Source organism: Serratia sp. AXJ-M, assembly GCF_046531865.1.
Classification (GTDB): domain Bacteria; phylum Pseudomonadota; class Gammaproteobacteria; order Enterobacterales; family Enterobacteriaceae; genus Serratia; species Serratia liquefaciens.
On the sequence record NZ_CP059394.1, the window covers coordinates 2,874,437 to 2,887,974 of the forward strand.

Genomic DNA, 13,538 nt, shown 5'->3' on the forward strand with positions numbered 1-13,538 from the left:
CTTAAATAACCGGCTGAATGGACGCACCGCGACCAATCGCATAATAAGTGAAGCCTCGGCTTTCCAGACGCTCTGGATCAAACAGGTTGCGACCATCAAAGATCACCGGCTGCTTCAGCGCACCCTTAATCACATCGAAGTCCGGCGCACGGAAATTCTGCCACTCAGTACAGATAACCAACGCATCAGCCCCATGCAGCGCCGCTTCTTTGGTCCCTACCAGCTTCAGATCGTCACGTTGACCGTAAATACGTTGCACTTCATTCATCGCTTCAGGATCGTAAGCCTGAACGATAGCGCCCGCTTCCCACAGTTGCTCCATCAGCACCCGGCTGGAGGCTTCACGCATATCGTCAGTATTCGGTTTGAATGCCAAGCCCCATAGCGCAAAGGTTTTGCCTTTCAGGTCATCACCGAAATGCTGCTTGATAAATTTGGTCAGCTTATACTTCTGCTGGTAGTTAACCTGCTCTACGGCCTGCAACAGTTTTGGCTGGTAGCCAATATGTTCCGCAGTGCGGATCAGCGCCTGAACGTCTTTCGGGAAACAGGAGCCGCCGTAGCCGCAGCCTGGATAGATAAAGTGATAACCGATACGGGAGTCTGAACCGATACCCTGGCGTACTTTCTCAATATCCGCCCCCAGCATTTCGGCCAGGTTGGACATTTCGTTCATAAAGCTGATTTTGGTCGCCAGCATGCAGTTGGCGGCATATTTAGTCAACTCGGCACTGCGAATATCCATCATGATCATGCGATCGTGATTGCGGTTAAACGGCTCGTACAGTTCACGAATAGGCTCGATCACATCTTTGTTATCGGTACCGATTACGATGCGCTCAGGACGCATGCAGTCTGCTACCGCTGCCCCTTCCTTCAGGAACTCTGGGTTGGAAACCACATCGAAAGGCACTTTGCTGCCACGTTTTTGCAGGGTTTCTTCCATCACCTGGCGGACTTTATCTGCGGTGCCGACCGGCACGGTAGATTTGTCGATCACCACTTTGTGTTCGGTCATGTGCTCCGCGATGGTGCGCGCAACGGCAGTCACGTATTTCAAATCGGCAGAACCGTCTTCATCCGGCGGTGTTCCCACCGCGATAAATTGAATGGCACCATGCGCCACCCCAGCCTTGGCATCGGTGGTAAAATGCAGGCGGCCGGCTTCATAGTTCTGCTGAACCAATGGCGTTAAGCCTGGCTCAAAAATAGGGATATTCCCTTTCTTCAGGTTTTCGACTTTACGTTCGTCTATATCAATACACATAACGTCATGGCCGACTTCAGCCAACACCGCAGCCTGCACCAGGCCAACATAGCCAATACCAAAAACTGTTACTTTCATGGGAAAATCCTAGTTTTTCAAATTAAGACGAAAGATAAATAAATTATTCTTTATCAGCGGCGAGTAACTGATTCAACCACTGCGAAAAATCTTTGCCGAGTGTCGGATGACGCATGCCGTATTCGACAAACGCCTGCATATAGCCCAGCTTGTTGCCGCAGTCATGGCTGATCCCTTTCAGGTGATAGGCTTCAACCGTTTCTTGCTGCATCAGCATTTCGATGCTGTCGGTAAGCTGGATTTCATTGCCGGCGCCCGGAGGGGTTTTCGACAGCAGCGGCCAAATATCCGCAGAAAGCACATAGCGTCCTACAATCGCCAGATTGGAAGGCGCTTCGTCCGGTGATGGCTTCTCGACGACGCTGACCATCGGAGCACTTTCACCCGGCTGCAGTGCATAGCCTTTGCAGTCGGCTACGCCGTAATTACCGACATCTTTATGCGGTACGGGTTCAACCATGATCTGGCTGATGCCGGTTTGCTCAAACCGCTGCAGCATTTCGTGCAAGTTGTCTTTTTTAAGATCGGAGCTGTACTCATCAAGGATTACGTCAGGCAAAATCACGGCCACCGGCTCGTCACCCACCAACGGATAGGCACACATAATGGCGTGCCCAAGCCCTTTGGCAACGCCCTGACGTACCTGCATCACGGTCACGCCCTTCGGACAGATGGACTGCACTTCGTCCAGCAACTGGCGCTTAACGCGCTTTTCCAGCATCGCTTCCAACTCAAAGCTGGTATCGAAATGGTTTTCGATCGAATTCTTGGAGGAATGGGTAACCAGCACAATCTCGTTAATCCCCGCGGCAATACATTCATTAACCACGTATTGGATCAGGGGTTTGTCGACCAGCGGCAGCATTTCTTTTGGAATGGCTTTTGTCGCCGGTAACATCCGTGTTCCCAAGCCTGCAACCGGGATCACAGCCTTTCTGACTTTACGATTTACAGCAGGCATTATTTCCTCTCTTAATAGCGCTCACTTTATGAGCTTTTTCGCCATATAAAAACCTTCGGAGTATACCAGCTTATGACTGTCTGGCATTAACCGCAGCACAAATAGAAAGAATTTAGGACAATTACCCAAGGGGTTAACTGAGGTAAAAATAAGCATCTCAAATATCTGGATTTCAAATACTATTTTAGCCGTTGGGATTATTCGGCACTGAGCATCAACCGCAGTCGCCCGCCAGAACCCCAAACCTGACACTGCCAGGCAGCACAGTGCTGGCTGATTTGATTCATGTAGGTGGCACCCAGCGTGCCGAGCGGCACGCCGTTGCTCAATTGAATTTGATTGTCGCCGGTATTCACATTGGCATGCAGGCCGGCGGAGACCAGAATCAGGTTTTTATATTCGGCGTGGTAATAACCCACCAGCAGTGGGAATTGCCCTTCCAACTTGCCTTGGCGTAATAATTGATTAACTTGCTTTAACAATGCGCTCATTTGCGGCAGCCTTTGACGCTGATTCGCTAAATGATCTTGCAGTAACCCATTAAATAAAGCTCGCAACAGTAGCGCCGCCAATACGCCATTATCCCCTGCACGCGTCACATCCAGACAATAGAAAGCCAGATCCTTATCCGACAGCGCCGCAATATCCAGTACCAGCCCGGGGTTTTCACCGGTGGTTAATTGCCGATAATTAATCCGGCAATGGGCAACGGTCTGCTGCACTGGAGGCTGCAACTGTTTGAGTAGCTTCACCGCTTCGGAGGGGTTTTTACTCAGCGCGTCCCAGTCCTGTAACAGCTCCACTTCTTCAATCGCCGGGGACGTGAACATATTGGGATACAGACAACCCAGCACCGCTTCACGCAGACGATTAAGATCGGTCACCGGCTTTAACAACACGTCCTGTACGCCTAACCGCAGCATTTTGGCGATATCGGCCATTTTATCGGTTGCCGATATCACCAACACCGGAATTTGTACGCCCTGCAGGCGAAGATGTTCGACAAACTCTATCCCGTCCATTTCCGGCATCGCCAGATCGCACAGGATTAAATCCGGATGAACGTCATCCACCAGACTCAAGGCCAGCAAACCATTGGGCGCCTCACTGGTTTCTGCTCCCAACGATTTCAAATAGCCAACAAGCACCGAACGAAAAACCAGTTCGTCCTCGACCACCAAAATGCGCTTGTGAGTCAATGGTAATGCCATCAGCCGTGCCTCTTCCCTTTCCATAGTGTAATAGTGGCTCAAAAAGGCCATTTATGCTTGCCGGAAATTTTTCCAACGGTGGAGTATTTTCCCGCAAACCGGTAGTTATTTGTTTTTTATCAACGGCAACAGCATATCGATCTGTTTTTCTACCGCCAATTTCCCAGCTGCGATTGCCTCATCCGCTCGATGGAAATCCAGCGTGGAAATCTGCGGACAATAGGGCTGAATCAACACATCTGGCGGGTCGCCGGCCATGCGGTTACGTTTCAGGCGATTTTCCAGAACCTGGATCGACGTCCCCATGATTTCCATCGCCGTTGGGGTGAAATTAGGCTTTCTGGCCGTCATTTTGCTGATTCGTTCTCTTAAACGCCCCCGCCAGTTGCGGGCGGGGAGATCTTGTGGCGCTTCTACGTCATGATTACGTACCGAAAACAAATCTTGCTGCATTAAATGAGCATCATGCTGCAAATCGACGGCGATGACGATGTCGGCGCCCAATGCACGGGTCAATGAAATAGGCACAGGATTCACCACTGCGCCATCCACCAGCCAATAGCCATCAAACCAGACCGGTGCCAACAGGCCCGGCATGCTGCACGACGCACGCACCGCCTGATGAATATCGCCTTCCGTCAACCACAGCTCACGCCCGGTACTGAGATTGGTTGCCACGGCGCCGAATTTGAGTGAGCACTCGGCGATATCATCGATCTTCAGCAATTGTCCCACCGCGTTGAACACCCGTTCACCGCGTAGCAGCCCGCCCCGTTGCCAGGACAAGTCCATCAATCGGATCACGTCCCAATAGCTGAACGAACGCACCCAGGTTTCCATGGCGGGCAAACGATGGCTGGCAAAAGCGGCCCCCACCAGGGCACCCACCGAGCAGCCGGCTACTATATCGACCTCAACGCCCAACTTCTTTAGCGCGTTGATCACGCCGATATGCGCCCACCCCTTCGCCGAACCCGCGCCCAATGCCAATCCAATCTTTATTTTTCGCATAGTTTCCGCCCTTTGCCCGGTGAATTGTATCAATGACGCTGTCAGCGTAGATTGTCACGATCGAATAATGTTAGGTAACATATGCGCTAAATTTCTTTCGGCATCGGCCCGTTCCTCAGGTTCCGGCCATTTTAGGAGTCACCTTGTCCGAATTATGCCCCTGCGGCGGCGGAGTGGAGTATAGCGCATGCTGCGAGCCCTACATCAACGGTAGCCAAACGCCATCGACCCCCGGACAGTTAATGCGTTCGCGCTTTAGCGCTTACGTAAAACACAACGTGGATTATCTGATTGCTACCTGGCACCCCGACTGCCACGCGGCAGAATGGCGCAATGGCATCGTCGACAGTTTCAAAGACACCGAATGGCTCGGCCTGACGGTGGTGGAAGAAAAACCCGGCCATGAGGCCAGTGAAGGTTTTGTCGAGTTCATTGCCCGCTTCATCGACGGCAGCACCGGTGAGCAAAGGGCGATGCACGAACGCTCGCGCTTCCTTCAGCTTGGCCAACGCTGGTATTATATTGACGGAACCAAACCTCAGCCTGGCAGAAATGCCATTTGCCCATGCGGCTCAGGAAAAAAATATAAAAAGTGCTGCGGGCGTTAGCCGGCAGTCACCGTGCTCAAGAGATTTCAGGCGATGTCCTGAAAATGAAAGCGATAAAATTCTCGCCTGCGCAGACAGGACACACCGTATCAGACAGGATCCTCATCCCCATGCCACACCAAAATGTACAAAGAAAAGTTTTGCGCACCATTTGCCCGGATGCCAAAGGCCTGATCGCCAAGATCACCAATATTTGCTATAAGCATGAGCTCAACATTGTTCAGAACAACGAGTTCGTCGATCACCGTACCGGTCGCTTCTTTATGCGTACCGAGTTGGAAGGCATTTTCAACGACACCACGTTGCTGGCGGATCTCGACAGCGCGCTGCCGGCAGGCTCGGTTCGTGAACTGCATAACTCCGGCCGCCGCCGCATTGTCGTGCTGGTGACCAAAGAAGCACATTGCCTGGGCGACCTGCTGATGAAAAGCGCCTACGGTGGCCTGGACGTGGAGATCGCGGCGGTTATCGGCAACCACGATACGCTGCAAACGCTGGTAGAACGTTTCGACATCCCATTCCATCTGGTCAGCCATGAAGGCCTGACTCGCGATCAGCACGATCAGAAAATGATGGCCCAGATCGACCAATACCAACCGGACTACGTGGTACTGGCCAAATATATGCGCGTATTGACGCCAGCATTCGTACAGCACTACCCGAACCAGGTGATCAATATTCACCACTCCTTCCTGCCGGCCTTTATCGGCGCAAGGCCTTATCATCAGGCTTACGAGCGCGGCGTAAAAATCATCGGCGCCACGGCGCACTACGTTAACGATAATCTGGATGAAGGCCCGATCATCATGCAGGACGTGATCCACGTCGATCACACCTACTCTGCCGAAGATATGATGCGCGCCGGACGTGACGTTGAGAAAAACGCGCTTAGCCGTGCGCTTTATCACGTGTTGGCGCAGCGCGTATTTGTATACGGCAACCGGACGGTTATTCTGTAATTGCTCAATAAAGCGGTGCCTTTCGTTCAGGGATGCACCGCCAAGGGTAAAAAATCGGCAAACGATTCATTTTCTGCATTTCAATACTTTACACGCGCGCTTCATTTGATATGATGCGCCCCGCTTACCGAGACAGACGTTTCGCAAGCAAGGCCAGTGGTGGGGTTCCCGAGCGGCCAAAGGGAGCAGACTGTAAATCTGCCGTCACAGACTTCGAAGGTTCGAATCCTTCCCCCACCACCATCTTCTCTCTGCCAAGAGCGAAGACGCAGTAAGGAAACCGGCCAGGTTTCTTCCGGATAAAACCGGAACTACAATTTGTAAAGCCATGAATACCATGGTGGGGTTCCCGAGCGGCCAAAGGGAGCAGACTGTAAATCTGCCGTCACAGACTTCGAAGGTTCGAATCCTTCCCCCACCACCATCCTTGTATACTCCCCATAATAAAATCAAACCTGTAAATCCCAATATCATTCCTTTACGGGAAGGATGAGAAGCTTCGACAAGGTTCGAGTCTCACGCAGTGAGACAACGCGCTTTAGCGCGGCCCGCAGGGTGAGTCGCCCAGCGACGAATAATCCTTCCCCCACCACCATCCTTGTATACTCCCCATAATAAAATCAAACCTGTAAATCCCAATATCATTCCTTTACGGGAAGGATGAGAAGCTTCGACAAGGTTCGAGTCTCACGCAGTGAGACAACGCGCTTTAGCGCGGCCCGCAGGGTGAGTCGCCCAGCGACGAATAATCCTTCCCCCACCACCATCCTTATATGCTCCCCTGAATAAAATCAAACCTGTAAATCCCAATATCACTCCTTTGCGGGAAGGATGAGAAGCTTCGACAAGGTTCGAGTCTCACGCAGTGAGACAACGCGCTTTAGCGCGGCCCGCAGGGTGAGGAACGAAGAGACGAATAATCCTTCCCCCACAACCATCCTTGTATGCTCCCCTGAATCAAATCAATCCTTGGCAATCCGATATCTCATTTATCAATTCCCTTAACCCTTCAGCACATCCTCAACTTGAACTCCGGCCAACAATTCGCTATACCACTGGCTTCTTTAATGCAGTAAGGAAAAAAGTGCATGCGTAACAATATCTGCGTTTTTTGCGGAGCAAGCGAAGGTGTTAACCCTGCATATGCCGAAAATGCACGGCAACTGGGCCAAACTCTCGCGGCCCAGGGTCGACGTTTAATCTACGGTGGCGGTAAAAAAGGGCTAATGGGCATTGTCGCGGATGCCGTGTTAGCCGCCGGTGGCGAAGCCGTTGGCATCATTCCTGAGCGATTGGTCGAAGCAGAAACCGCGCATCGTGGCCTGACCGAGCTGGAAGTGGTCCCTGACATGCATACCCGCAAGGCGCGTATGGCGGCGCTGGCAGACGGTTTTATCGCCCTGCCCGGCGGCATAGGAACGCTGGAAGAACTGTTTGAAATCTGGACCTGGGGCCAGATTGGCTATCACAGCAAACCGGTGGGCCTGCTCGACGTGAACGGTTTCTACCGCCCGCTAAACAATTTCCTGCAGCACGTGGCCGATCAGGGCTTTATGCGCCATGACTACCTCGGCACCATGCACATCAGCGAATCCGCACAAACCTTGCTGCAACAATTCGACGACTATCAGCCCAAAAATTACGACCGCTGGGCGAAATAATCCGGCTTGCCAGCGGCGGCCATTGCCGCTGGCCCGCGTTACATTTCCGGCCAAACTCTGCTACTATCTCAACACATTTTTCTCGCATAAACGGCACCGCTCATGAAGTTTGTCTCTTTTAATATCAATGGACTGCGCGCGCGTCCGCACCAACTGGCCGCAATTATCGAGCAGCACCAACCCGACGTGATCGGTCTGCAAGAAACCAAAGTTCACGATGATATGTTTCCATTGGAAGACGTCAGCCAGTACGGCTATCACGTGTTCTATCACGGGCAAAAAGGCCATTACGGCGTAGCGCTGCTGACCAAAGAAAAGCCGCTGGCCGTGCGTCGCGGTTTCCCTACCGATGAGGAAGACGCACAGCGCCGCATCATCATGGCCGACCTGGCTACGCCGCAGGGCACTTTGACAGTGATCAACGGCTACTTCCCACAGGGTGAAAGCCGTGACCACCCGATCAAATTCCCTGCCAAAACGCGCTTCTATCAGGATCTGCAAAACTACCTGGAGCAGCAGATGTCGGTAGACTCACCGGTACTGGTGATGGGTGACGTCAATATCAGCCCAAGCGATTATGATATCGGTATCGGTGAAGAGAACCGCAAGCGCTGGTTGCGCACCGGTAAATGCTCTTTCCTGCCGGAAGAACGTGAATGGATGGATCGCCTGCTGAACTGGGGCCTGGTGGATACCTATCGCCACGCCAACCCAGAACGCAACGATCAGTTCTCTTGGTTCGACTACCGTTCGCGCGGCTTTGATGAAAACCGCGGCCTGCGCATTGATCTGCTGTTAGCCAGCACGCCACTGGCCGCGCGTTGTATCGCCACCGGCATCGATTATGATATCCGCGGGATGGAAAAACCTTCGGATCACGCGCCGGTTTGGGCGGAGTTCTCGCTGTAATTAACCCAACCCCGGCCCCGGCCGGGGTTTCTCTCTGTGGTAAAGATGAAAATTATCGATGTCGTCGCCGCCATTATCGAAAAGAATGGCAAAATTTTACTGGCGCAACGCGATGCCGACAGCGATCAAGCCGGCCTGTGGGAGTTCCCCGGCGGAAAAGTTGAAGTGGGCGAAAGTCAGCCTCAAGCCCTGGCGCGTGAACTGGACGAAGAGTTGGGGATTGTGGCCAGCGTCGGCAATTACGTCGCCAGTAATACGTGGCAGCAAACTGAGCGGGTGATTAGGTTACATGCGTGGCGTGTCGAGGCATTCAGTGGCGAATTACAGAACCGCTGCCATGCCGACTTTGTTTGGATCACGCCGGAGCAGGCGTTTGACTATCCGCTGGCTCCGGCCGACGTACCGCTGCTGACGGCGTATATTGCCAGTTTAACTTCAGAAGCCTGAGTCGCTGACGTTACCGCGTCACTTCTTCAGACGGATCCAGATCAGCGGATTGGTTCCCACCACGTTGGGATCGCGCACGCACTGCAGCACTTCCCCTTCCACCTTCAGTACCGCCCCTTCAGAATAGTTTTGGTCCTGATAAATACAGCAGCGGCTGCAAGGTTGCACGACAGGTTGAGCCGCCGCGCTTTTCGCCGCACCCCAAATTTCCGGTGACACCGGCACCACCACGTCCACATCGCCACGGTTGGCCATGACTGCCGACGAAAATAGCAGTGCGCCAGTGGTCAGCATCAGTAAGGCGTAATTCATTCGCTCTTCTCCCGCGCCTTGCCGGCGCTTTTCTTGCGTTTTTTTGCCCCGGAGGAAGGTGGCGGCGGCAACCCGCGAAACGCCATACTCGCCCGGCTCTGCTTGGCCTGATAAATCAGCTCCTGCAAAGTCCCCACCAGAGGTTGCATAAAGTCCTGATAGCGACAGGATTTCTCACTGATTTGCGTCAGCGTAGCCTCCCAGTTCGCCGTCATATCCGGACGGGCTGCAATATCCGGCAGCGAATGGATCAACGCCCGACCGGTTTCGCTGGAATGAATATAACGCCCTTTCTTATACAAAAACGCCCGCTTGAACAGCAACTCAATAATGCCTGCGCGCGTGGCCTCGGTCCCTAAACCATCGGTCGCTCGCAGGATTTTCTTTAGCGCTTTATCCTGAACAAAACGTGCAATACCGGTCATGGCGGAAAGCAGACTGGCATCGGTGAACGGACGCGGCGGCTGCGTCTGACGCTCAACCACTTCACCGCGTTCGCACAGCAGTTCGTCATCCTTCGCCACAACCGGTAATGGTGCGCCTTCGTTTTCTTCATCGCGCTCTTTGCTGCCCAAGAGCGTGCGCCACCCTGCTTCAGCCAGGAAGCGCGCCTTGGCGATAAACTTGCCTCCGGCGATATCCAGCTCAATGACGCATTTGCGGAACATCGCATCCGGGCAAAACTGCATCAGGTACTGTCGGGCAACCAGCCCATAAACGTTCAGTTCGTCCTGACTCAGGCTGACTTTGCTGGCACGGGCTGTCGGAATAATAGCGTGGTGGGCATCCACCTTCTTGTCATCCCAGCAACGGTTACGACGATCGCTGTCGATCACCGGCTGCGGATAAAGATCCGGTTGATGAACACTGATGGCGTTCAACACCGAATGACGCCCGGCGAAATGCTCTTCCGGAAGGTAGCGGCAATCAGAACGCGGGTAAGTGATTAACTTATGGGTTTCGTACAGGCGCTGACAGACATCCAGCACCTGCTGGGCACTCAAGTTAAAACGTTTGGAAGCTTCGATTTGCAAGGTCGACAATGAAAACGGCAGCGGAGCGGTATCTGATTCCCGTTTATCATTATAGGAGGTGACTAGCGCCGGTTGGCCCTCGATGCGCTTAAGCACGTGCTCCGCCAAAGGTCGATGCAGCAGACGCCCTTCCTCATCCTGATAGGGTTCGCAGGAGTCGCTGGGTTGCCACAGGGCGACGAATCGCTCCTCTTTCGGCGTCACGATGTGCGCTTTCACTTCGAAAAAGTCTTTCGACACGAAGTTTTCGATATCTTCGTCCCGCCGTACCACCAGCCCCAATACTGGCGTTTGCACCCGTCCAACGGACAACACGCCGTCATAACCGGCATTGCGCCCCAAAATGGTGTAGGCACGGGTCATGTTGATGCCATACAACCAATCAGCGCGGGAACGCGCCAGGGCAGATACACACAAAGGGATAAAATCGCGGTTATCACGCAGCCGCTCTATGGCACGTTCCACCGCCTGCGGGTTGAGATCGTTGATCAGGCAACGGCGTACGCTGTGCCGTTTTTCCGGCGTCAGCGCCAGATAGTCGAGCACTTCGTCCACCAGCAGTTGGCCTTCGCGATCCGGGTCACCTGCATGCACCACCTCATCGGCTTCATGCAGCAGTTTTTTGATTGCATTAAGCTGCTTGCTCACCGACGGGCGCGGCTGCAACTGCCACTTCTCTGGGATGATTGGCAAGTCCGCCAGCGACCAGCGCGCATAGCGGCTGTCGTAGGCATCAGGCTGCGCCTGCTCTAATAAGTGGCCCACACACCAGGTCACCACATCATTGTTACCGCAGGCGATAAATCCGTCGCCGCGGCGATGCGGTTTGGGAAGTACGTCGGCAATGGCGCGCGCCAAACTCGGTTTCTCGGCAATAAACAGTCGCATTATTCACCGTTATTCTGGCTATACGTCATCAGGAATTCTCTTACTTCAGCATAATTCCCGCGGAATACGATCCGCTGGGATTTCTTTTCCAATTGATAGTGATACATCGGATCATAGTAGTGCTGCAACAACGGCACCAGCCACTCCTGATGCGCGTCACTATTACCGCTGACATAGTGGCGCTGTAACGCCGATTCCAGGCTCTTCGTCAGCTGCTGAAAACGCTCCAGACCCAAACGACGGCGAATGGCGAACAGCCCATGGTGCAGATACTCATCGTATTTTTGCCAACCCGGCTCCGCCCCCAGAGCCTGTTCAAACTCCAGGCGCATGCGATCGATATATTCATGCTGCAGCCGTGCCAGACGCACCTCGAACGGATCGTCGATAACGGCCACCGGCGCTTGCTGCATGCGGTTGAAGATGGGTAACGGCAGATTGTTGCTGCCGATAATGCGCCCTTCATCCTCCAACACCCAGCGGCGGCAGCCACCATGCTGTTTTTTCAGCAATAACACAGCCAGACGATTCTCAAAATCAATCTGGCCGCTTTGTGCCACCAGCGTTCGGCCAAAAGATGAACCGCGATGCCGGGCCGCGCCCTCCAGATCGATACCTTCGGCCAGCTCATTGACCAAAACCGTTTTGCCGCTGCCGGTATTGCCGCCGATCAGCACCATCGGCAGTTCGGCACTTTGTTCCAACGTGGTCAGCAAGAACTGACGCAGCGCCTTGTAGCCGCCAATAATGCGCGGATAAGTCACTCCAGCCTCACGTAGCCATTGCTGTACCAGTTGCGAACGCAAACCACCGCGAAAACAGTATAGGTAACCTTCTGGCCATTGCGCGCATTGCGCCAGCCACGCCGCCGTGCGCTGCTCGCGCAATCGGCCGTTAACCAGGCTGTGGCCCAGGGCAATCGCCGCCTGCTGACCCTGCTGTTTGTAACAGGTGCCAACAGCCTGCCGTTCATCGTCGTTCATCAACGGCAGGTTTACCGCATTGGCAAAAGCGCCCTGCTGAAACTCAACCGGCGCGCGCACGTCAATCAGCGGGATGTCCTGCAAAAAAATACGTCGATAATCCTGGGTATCTACCCGCTCCAGCGTAGTAGACACTACACAACCTCGATCAGCGGCTTGCCCGCAACGGCCGTATGCAGTTCACCGATGGCCTGTAGCTGAATGCCGTGACGTTCGGCAATCGCCTGAACCTGCTGTTCCGCTTCCGGCAACACAGCCAGCAGCAAGCCACCAGAGGTTTGCGGATCGCATAACAATTGCCGCTGCAGGCTGGTCATTTCACCCACCAGATGGCCGTAACTTTCAAAGTTGCGCCCGGTGCCGCCCGGCACGCAGCCTTCGTCAATATAGCGCTCGATGTCCGGCAGTTTTGGCACTTGCTCAAACCAGACCGTCGCCTGTAATCCTGACCCCTGGCAAACCTCACTCAGGTGGCCCAGCAGACCGAAACCGGTCACGTCAGTCATCGCCGTTACGCCTTCGACATCGGCAAAATCCGCGCCCGGTTTGTTCAGTTGGCACATGACCTCGGTCGCCAGACCTTCATGTTCAGGCCGCAGCTTACTTTTCTTCTCGGCGGTGGTCAGCACGCCAATGCCCAGAGGTTTGGTCAGGAATAACCGCGCTCCGGCCTGGGCCGCGCTGTTTTTCTTCACCCGCTCGGTGCTGACGATACCGGTAACCGCCAGGCCAAAAATAGGCTCAGGCGCATCGATAGAATGGCCGCCTGCCAACGCGATCCCCGCCTGTTGGCAGGCATAGCGCCCACCGTCGATCACCTGTTGCGCGACTTCCGGCGGCAGCTTGGCTATCGGCCAACCCAGAATGGCAATCGCCATGATCGGTTTACCGCCCATGGCATAAACGTCGCTGATGGCATTGGTTGCCGCGATGCGGCCGAAGTCGAACGGGTTATCAACGATAGGCATAAAGAAATCGGTAGTGCTGATAATGCCAACGCCGTTACCGATGTCATACACCGCAGCATCGTCACGGGTTTCATTGCCCACCAGCAAACGCGGATCGACAAACTTCTCCCGCTCGCTGTGCAGAATAGTTTCGAGAACTTTCGGTGAGATTTTACAACCGCAGCCTGCGCCATGGCTGTACTGGGTTAAACGGATCGCTGGCGATGTCATATACCACTCCCTTCGGTTAACGGCATTCAAG

General features: G+C 53.9%; 13 protein-coding genes, 2 tRNA genes and 3 other RNA genes. 10 read left to right on the top strand and 8 right to left on the bottom strand.

Going from position 1 to position 13,538, the window contains the following annotated elements; genetic code table 11:
• Position 1: 1 nt before the first annotated feature.
• The 4 genes from H0S68_RS13415 to rssA form a co-directional block, all read right to left on the bottom strand.
• Complete coding sequence (locus H0S68_RS13415; protein WP_061069108.1) at positions 2–1,345, bottom strand: UDP-glucose dehydrogenase family protein; 1,344 nt, start codon at positions 1,343–1,345, stop codon at positions 2–4.
• Between the two features lie 43 nt (positions 1,346–1,388).
• The gene (gene galU / locus H0S68_RS13420; protein WP_130016750.1) at positions 1,389–2,306 is read right to left on the bottom strand and encodes a UTP--glucose-1-phosphate uridylyltransferase GalU; all 918 of its coding nucleotides are present in this window, start codon (positions 2,304–2,306) and stop codon (positions 1,389–1,391) included.
• 197 nt (positions 2,307–2,503) lie between these two features.
• Positions 2,504–3,517 (bottom strand): two-component system response regulator RssB, encoded by a 1,014-nt coding sequence (rssB, locus tag H0S68_RS13425; RefSeq protein ID WP_041415428.1) that lies wholly within the window; start codon positions 3,515–3,517, stop codon positions 2,504–2,506.
• Positions 3,518–3,622: 105 nt separating this feature from the next.
• Entirely contained in the window at positions 3,623–4,528 is a 906-nt protein-coding gene (rssA, locus tag H0S68_RS13430; RefSeq protein WP_122079521.1) for a patatin-like phospholipase RssA, read from the bottom strand.
• A gap of 143 nt (positions 4,529–4,671) precedes the next feature.
• On the opposite strand from rssA, the gene H0S68_RS13435 reads away from it, so the two are divergent.
• The 10 genes from H0S68_RS13435 to H0S68_RS13480 all read left to right on the top strand — a co-directional run bounded on the left by H0S68_RS13435 (position 4,672) and on the right by H0S68_RS13480 (position 9,112).
• Positions 4,672–5,136 (top strand): YchJ family protein, encoded by a 465-nt coding sequence (locus H0S68_RS13435; RefSeq protein ID WP_046373374.1) that lies wholly within the window; start codon positions 4,672–4,674, stop codon positions 5,134–5,136.
• Between the two features lie 110 nt (positions 5,137–5,246).
• On the top strand, positions 5,247–6,095 hold the full coding sequence (purU, locus tag H0S68_RS13440; protein ID WP_020827197.1) for a formyltetrahydrofolate deformylase: 849 nt from the start codon (positions 5,247–5,249) through the stop codon (positions 6,093–6,095).
• A 158-nt stretch (positions 6,096–6,253) separates the two neighbouring features.
• Positions 6,254–6,338: transfer RNA gene (locus H0S68_RS13445), tRNA-Tyr, on the top strand.
• Positions 6,339–6,434: 96 nt separating this feature from the next.
• Positions 6,435–6,519 (top strand) — tRNA-Tyr (locus H0S68_RS13450).
• A 44-nt stretch (positions 6,520–6,563) separates the two neighbouring features.
• Positions 6,564–6,690: non-coding RNA, RtT sRNA (locus tag H0S68_RS13455), on the top strand.
• Positions 6,691–6,734: 44 nt separating this feature from the next.
• Positions 6,735–6,861: non-coding RNA, RtT sRNA (locus tag H0S68_RS13460), on the top strand.
• Positions 6,862–6,905: 44 nt separating this feature from the next.
• Positions 6,906–7,032: non-coding RNA, RtT sRNA (locus H0S68_RS13465), on the top strand.
• A gap of 151 nt (positions 7,033–7,183) precedes the next feature.
• Positions 7,184–7,756 (top strand): TIGR00730 family Rossman fold protein, encoded by a 573-nt coding sequence (locus tag H0S68_RS13470; protein ID WP_020827198.1) that lies wholly within the window; start codon positions 7,184–7,186, stop codon positions 7,754–7,756.
• A gap of 102 nt (positions 7,757–7,858) precedes the next feature.
• The gene (gene xthA / locus H0S68_RS13475) at positions 7,859–8,665 is read left to right on the top strand and encodes an exodeoxyribonuclease III (RefSeq protein ID WP_020827199.1); all 807 of its coding nucleotides are present in this window, start codon (positions 7,859–7,861) and stop codon (positions 8,663–8,665) included.
• A 45-nt stretch (positions 8,666–8,710) separates the two neighbouring features.
• Positions 8,711–9,112, top strand: a complete 402-nt coding sequence (locus H0S68_RS13480; RefSeq protein ID WP_130015427.1) for a pyrimidine (deoxy)nucleoside triphosphate diphosphatase — start codon at positions 8,711–8,713, stop codon at positions 9,110–9,112.
• An 18-nt stretch (positions 9,113–9,130) separates the two neighbouring features.
• On the opposite strand, the gene H0S68_RS13485 is transcribed toward H0S68_RS13480, so the two are convergent.
• From H0S68_RS13485 to selD, 4 genes are read right to left on the bottom strand one after another with little or no spacing between them, the layout of a single operon-like run.
• The gene (locus tag H0S68_RS13485) at positions 9,131–9,424 is read right to left on the bottom strand and encodes a DUF1496 domain-containing protein (protein WP_020827201.1); all 294 of its coding nucleotides are present in this window, start codon (positions 9,422–9,424) and stop codon (positions 9,131–9,133) included.
• Positions 9,421–11,346 carry a DNA topoisomerase III gene (locus H0S68_RS13490; protein WP_020827202.1) on the bottom strand — a complete coding sequence of 642 codons (1,926 nt, stop codon included), beginning with the start codon at positions 11,344–11,346 and terminating at the stop codon, positions 9,421–9,423. Before H0S68_RS13490 ends, H0S68_RS13485 begins: the two co-directional genes overlap by 4 nt.
• Positions 11,346–12,464, bottom strand: a complete 1,119-nt coding sequence (mnmH, locus tag H0S68_RS13495; RefSeq protein ID WP_046373371.1) for a tRNA 2-selenouridine(34) synthase MnmH — start codon at positions 12,462–12,464, stop codon at positions 11,346–11,348. The genes H0S68_RS13490 and mnmH overlap by 1 nt, the downstream gene beginning before the upstream one ends.
• Positions 12,464–13,507: a selenide, water dikinase SelD gene (gene selD / locus H0S68_RS13500; RefSeq protein ID WP_020827204.1), complete on the bottom strand. Its 1,044-nt coding sequence runs from the start codon at positions 13,505–13,507 to the stop codon at positions 12,464–12,466. The genes mnmH and selD overlap by 1 nt, the downstream gene beginning before the upstream one ends.
• Between the last annotated feature and the right edge of the window lie 31 nt (positions 13,508–13,538).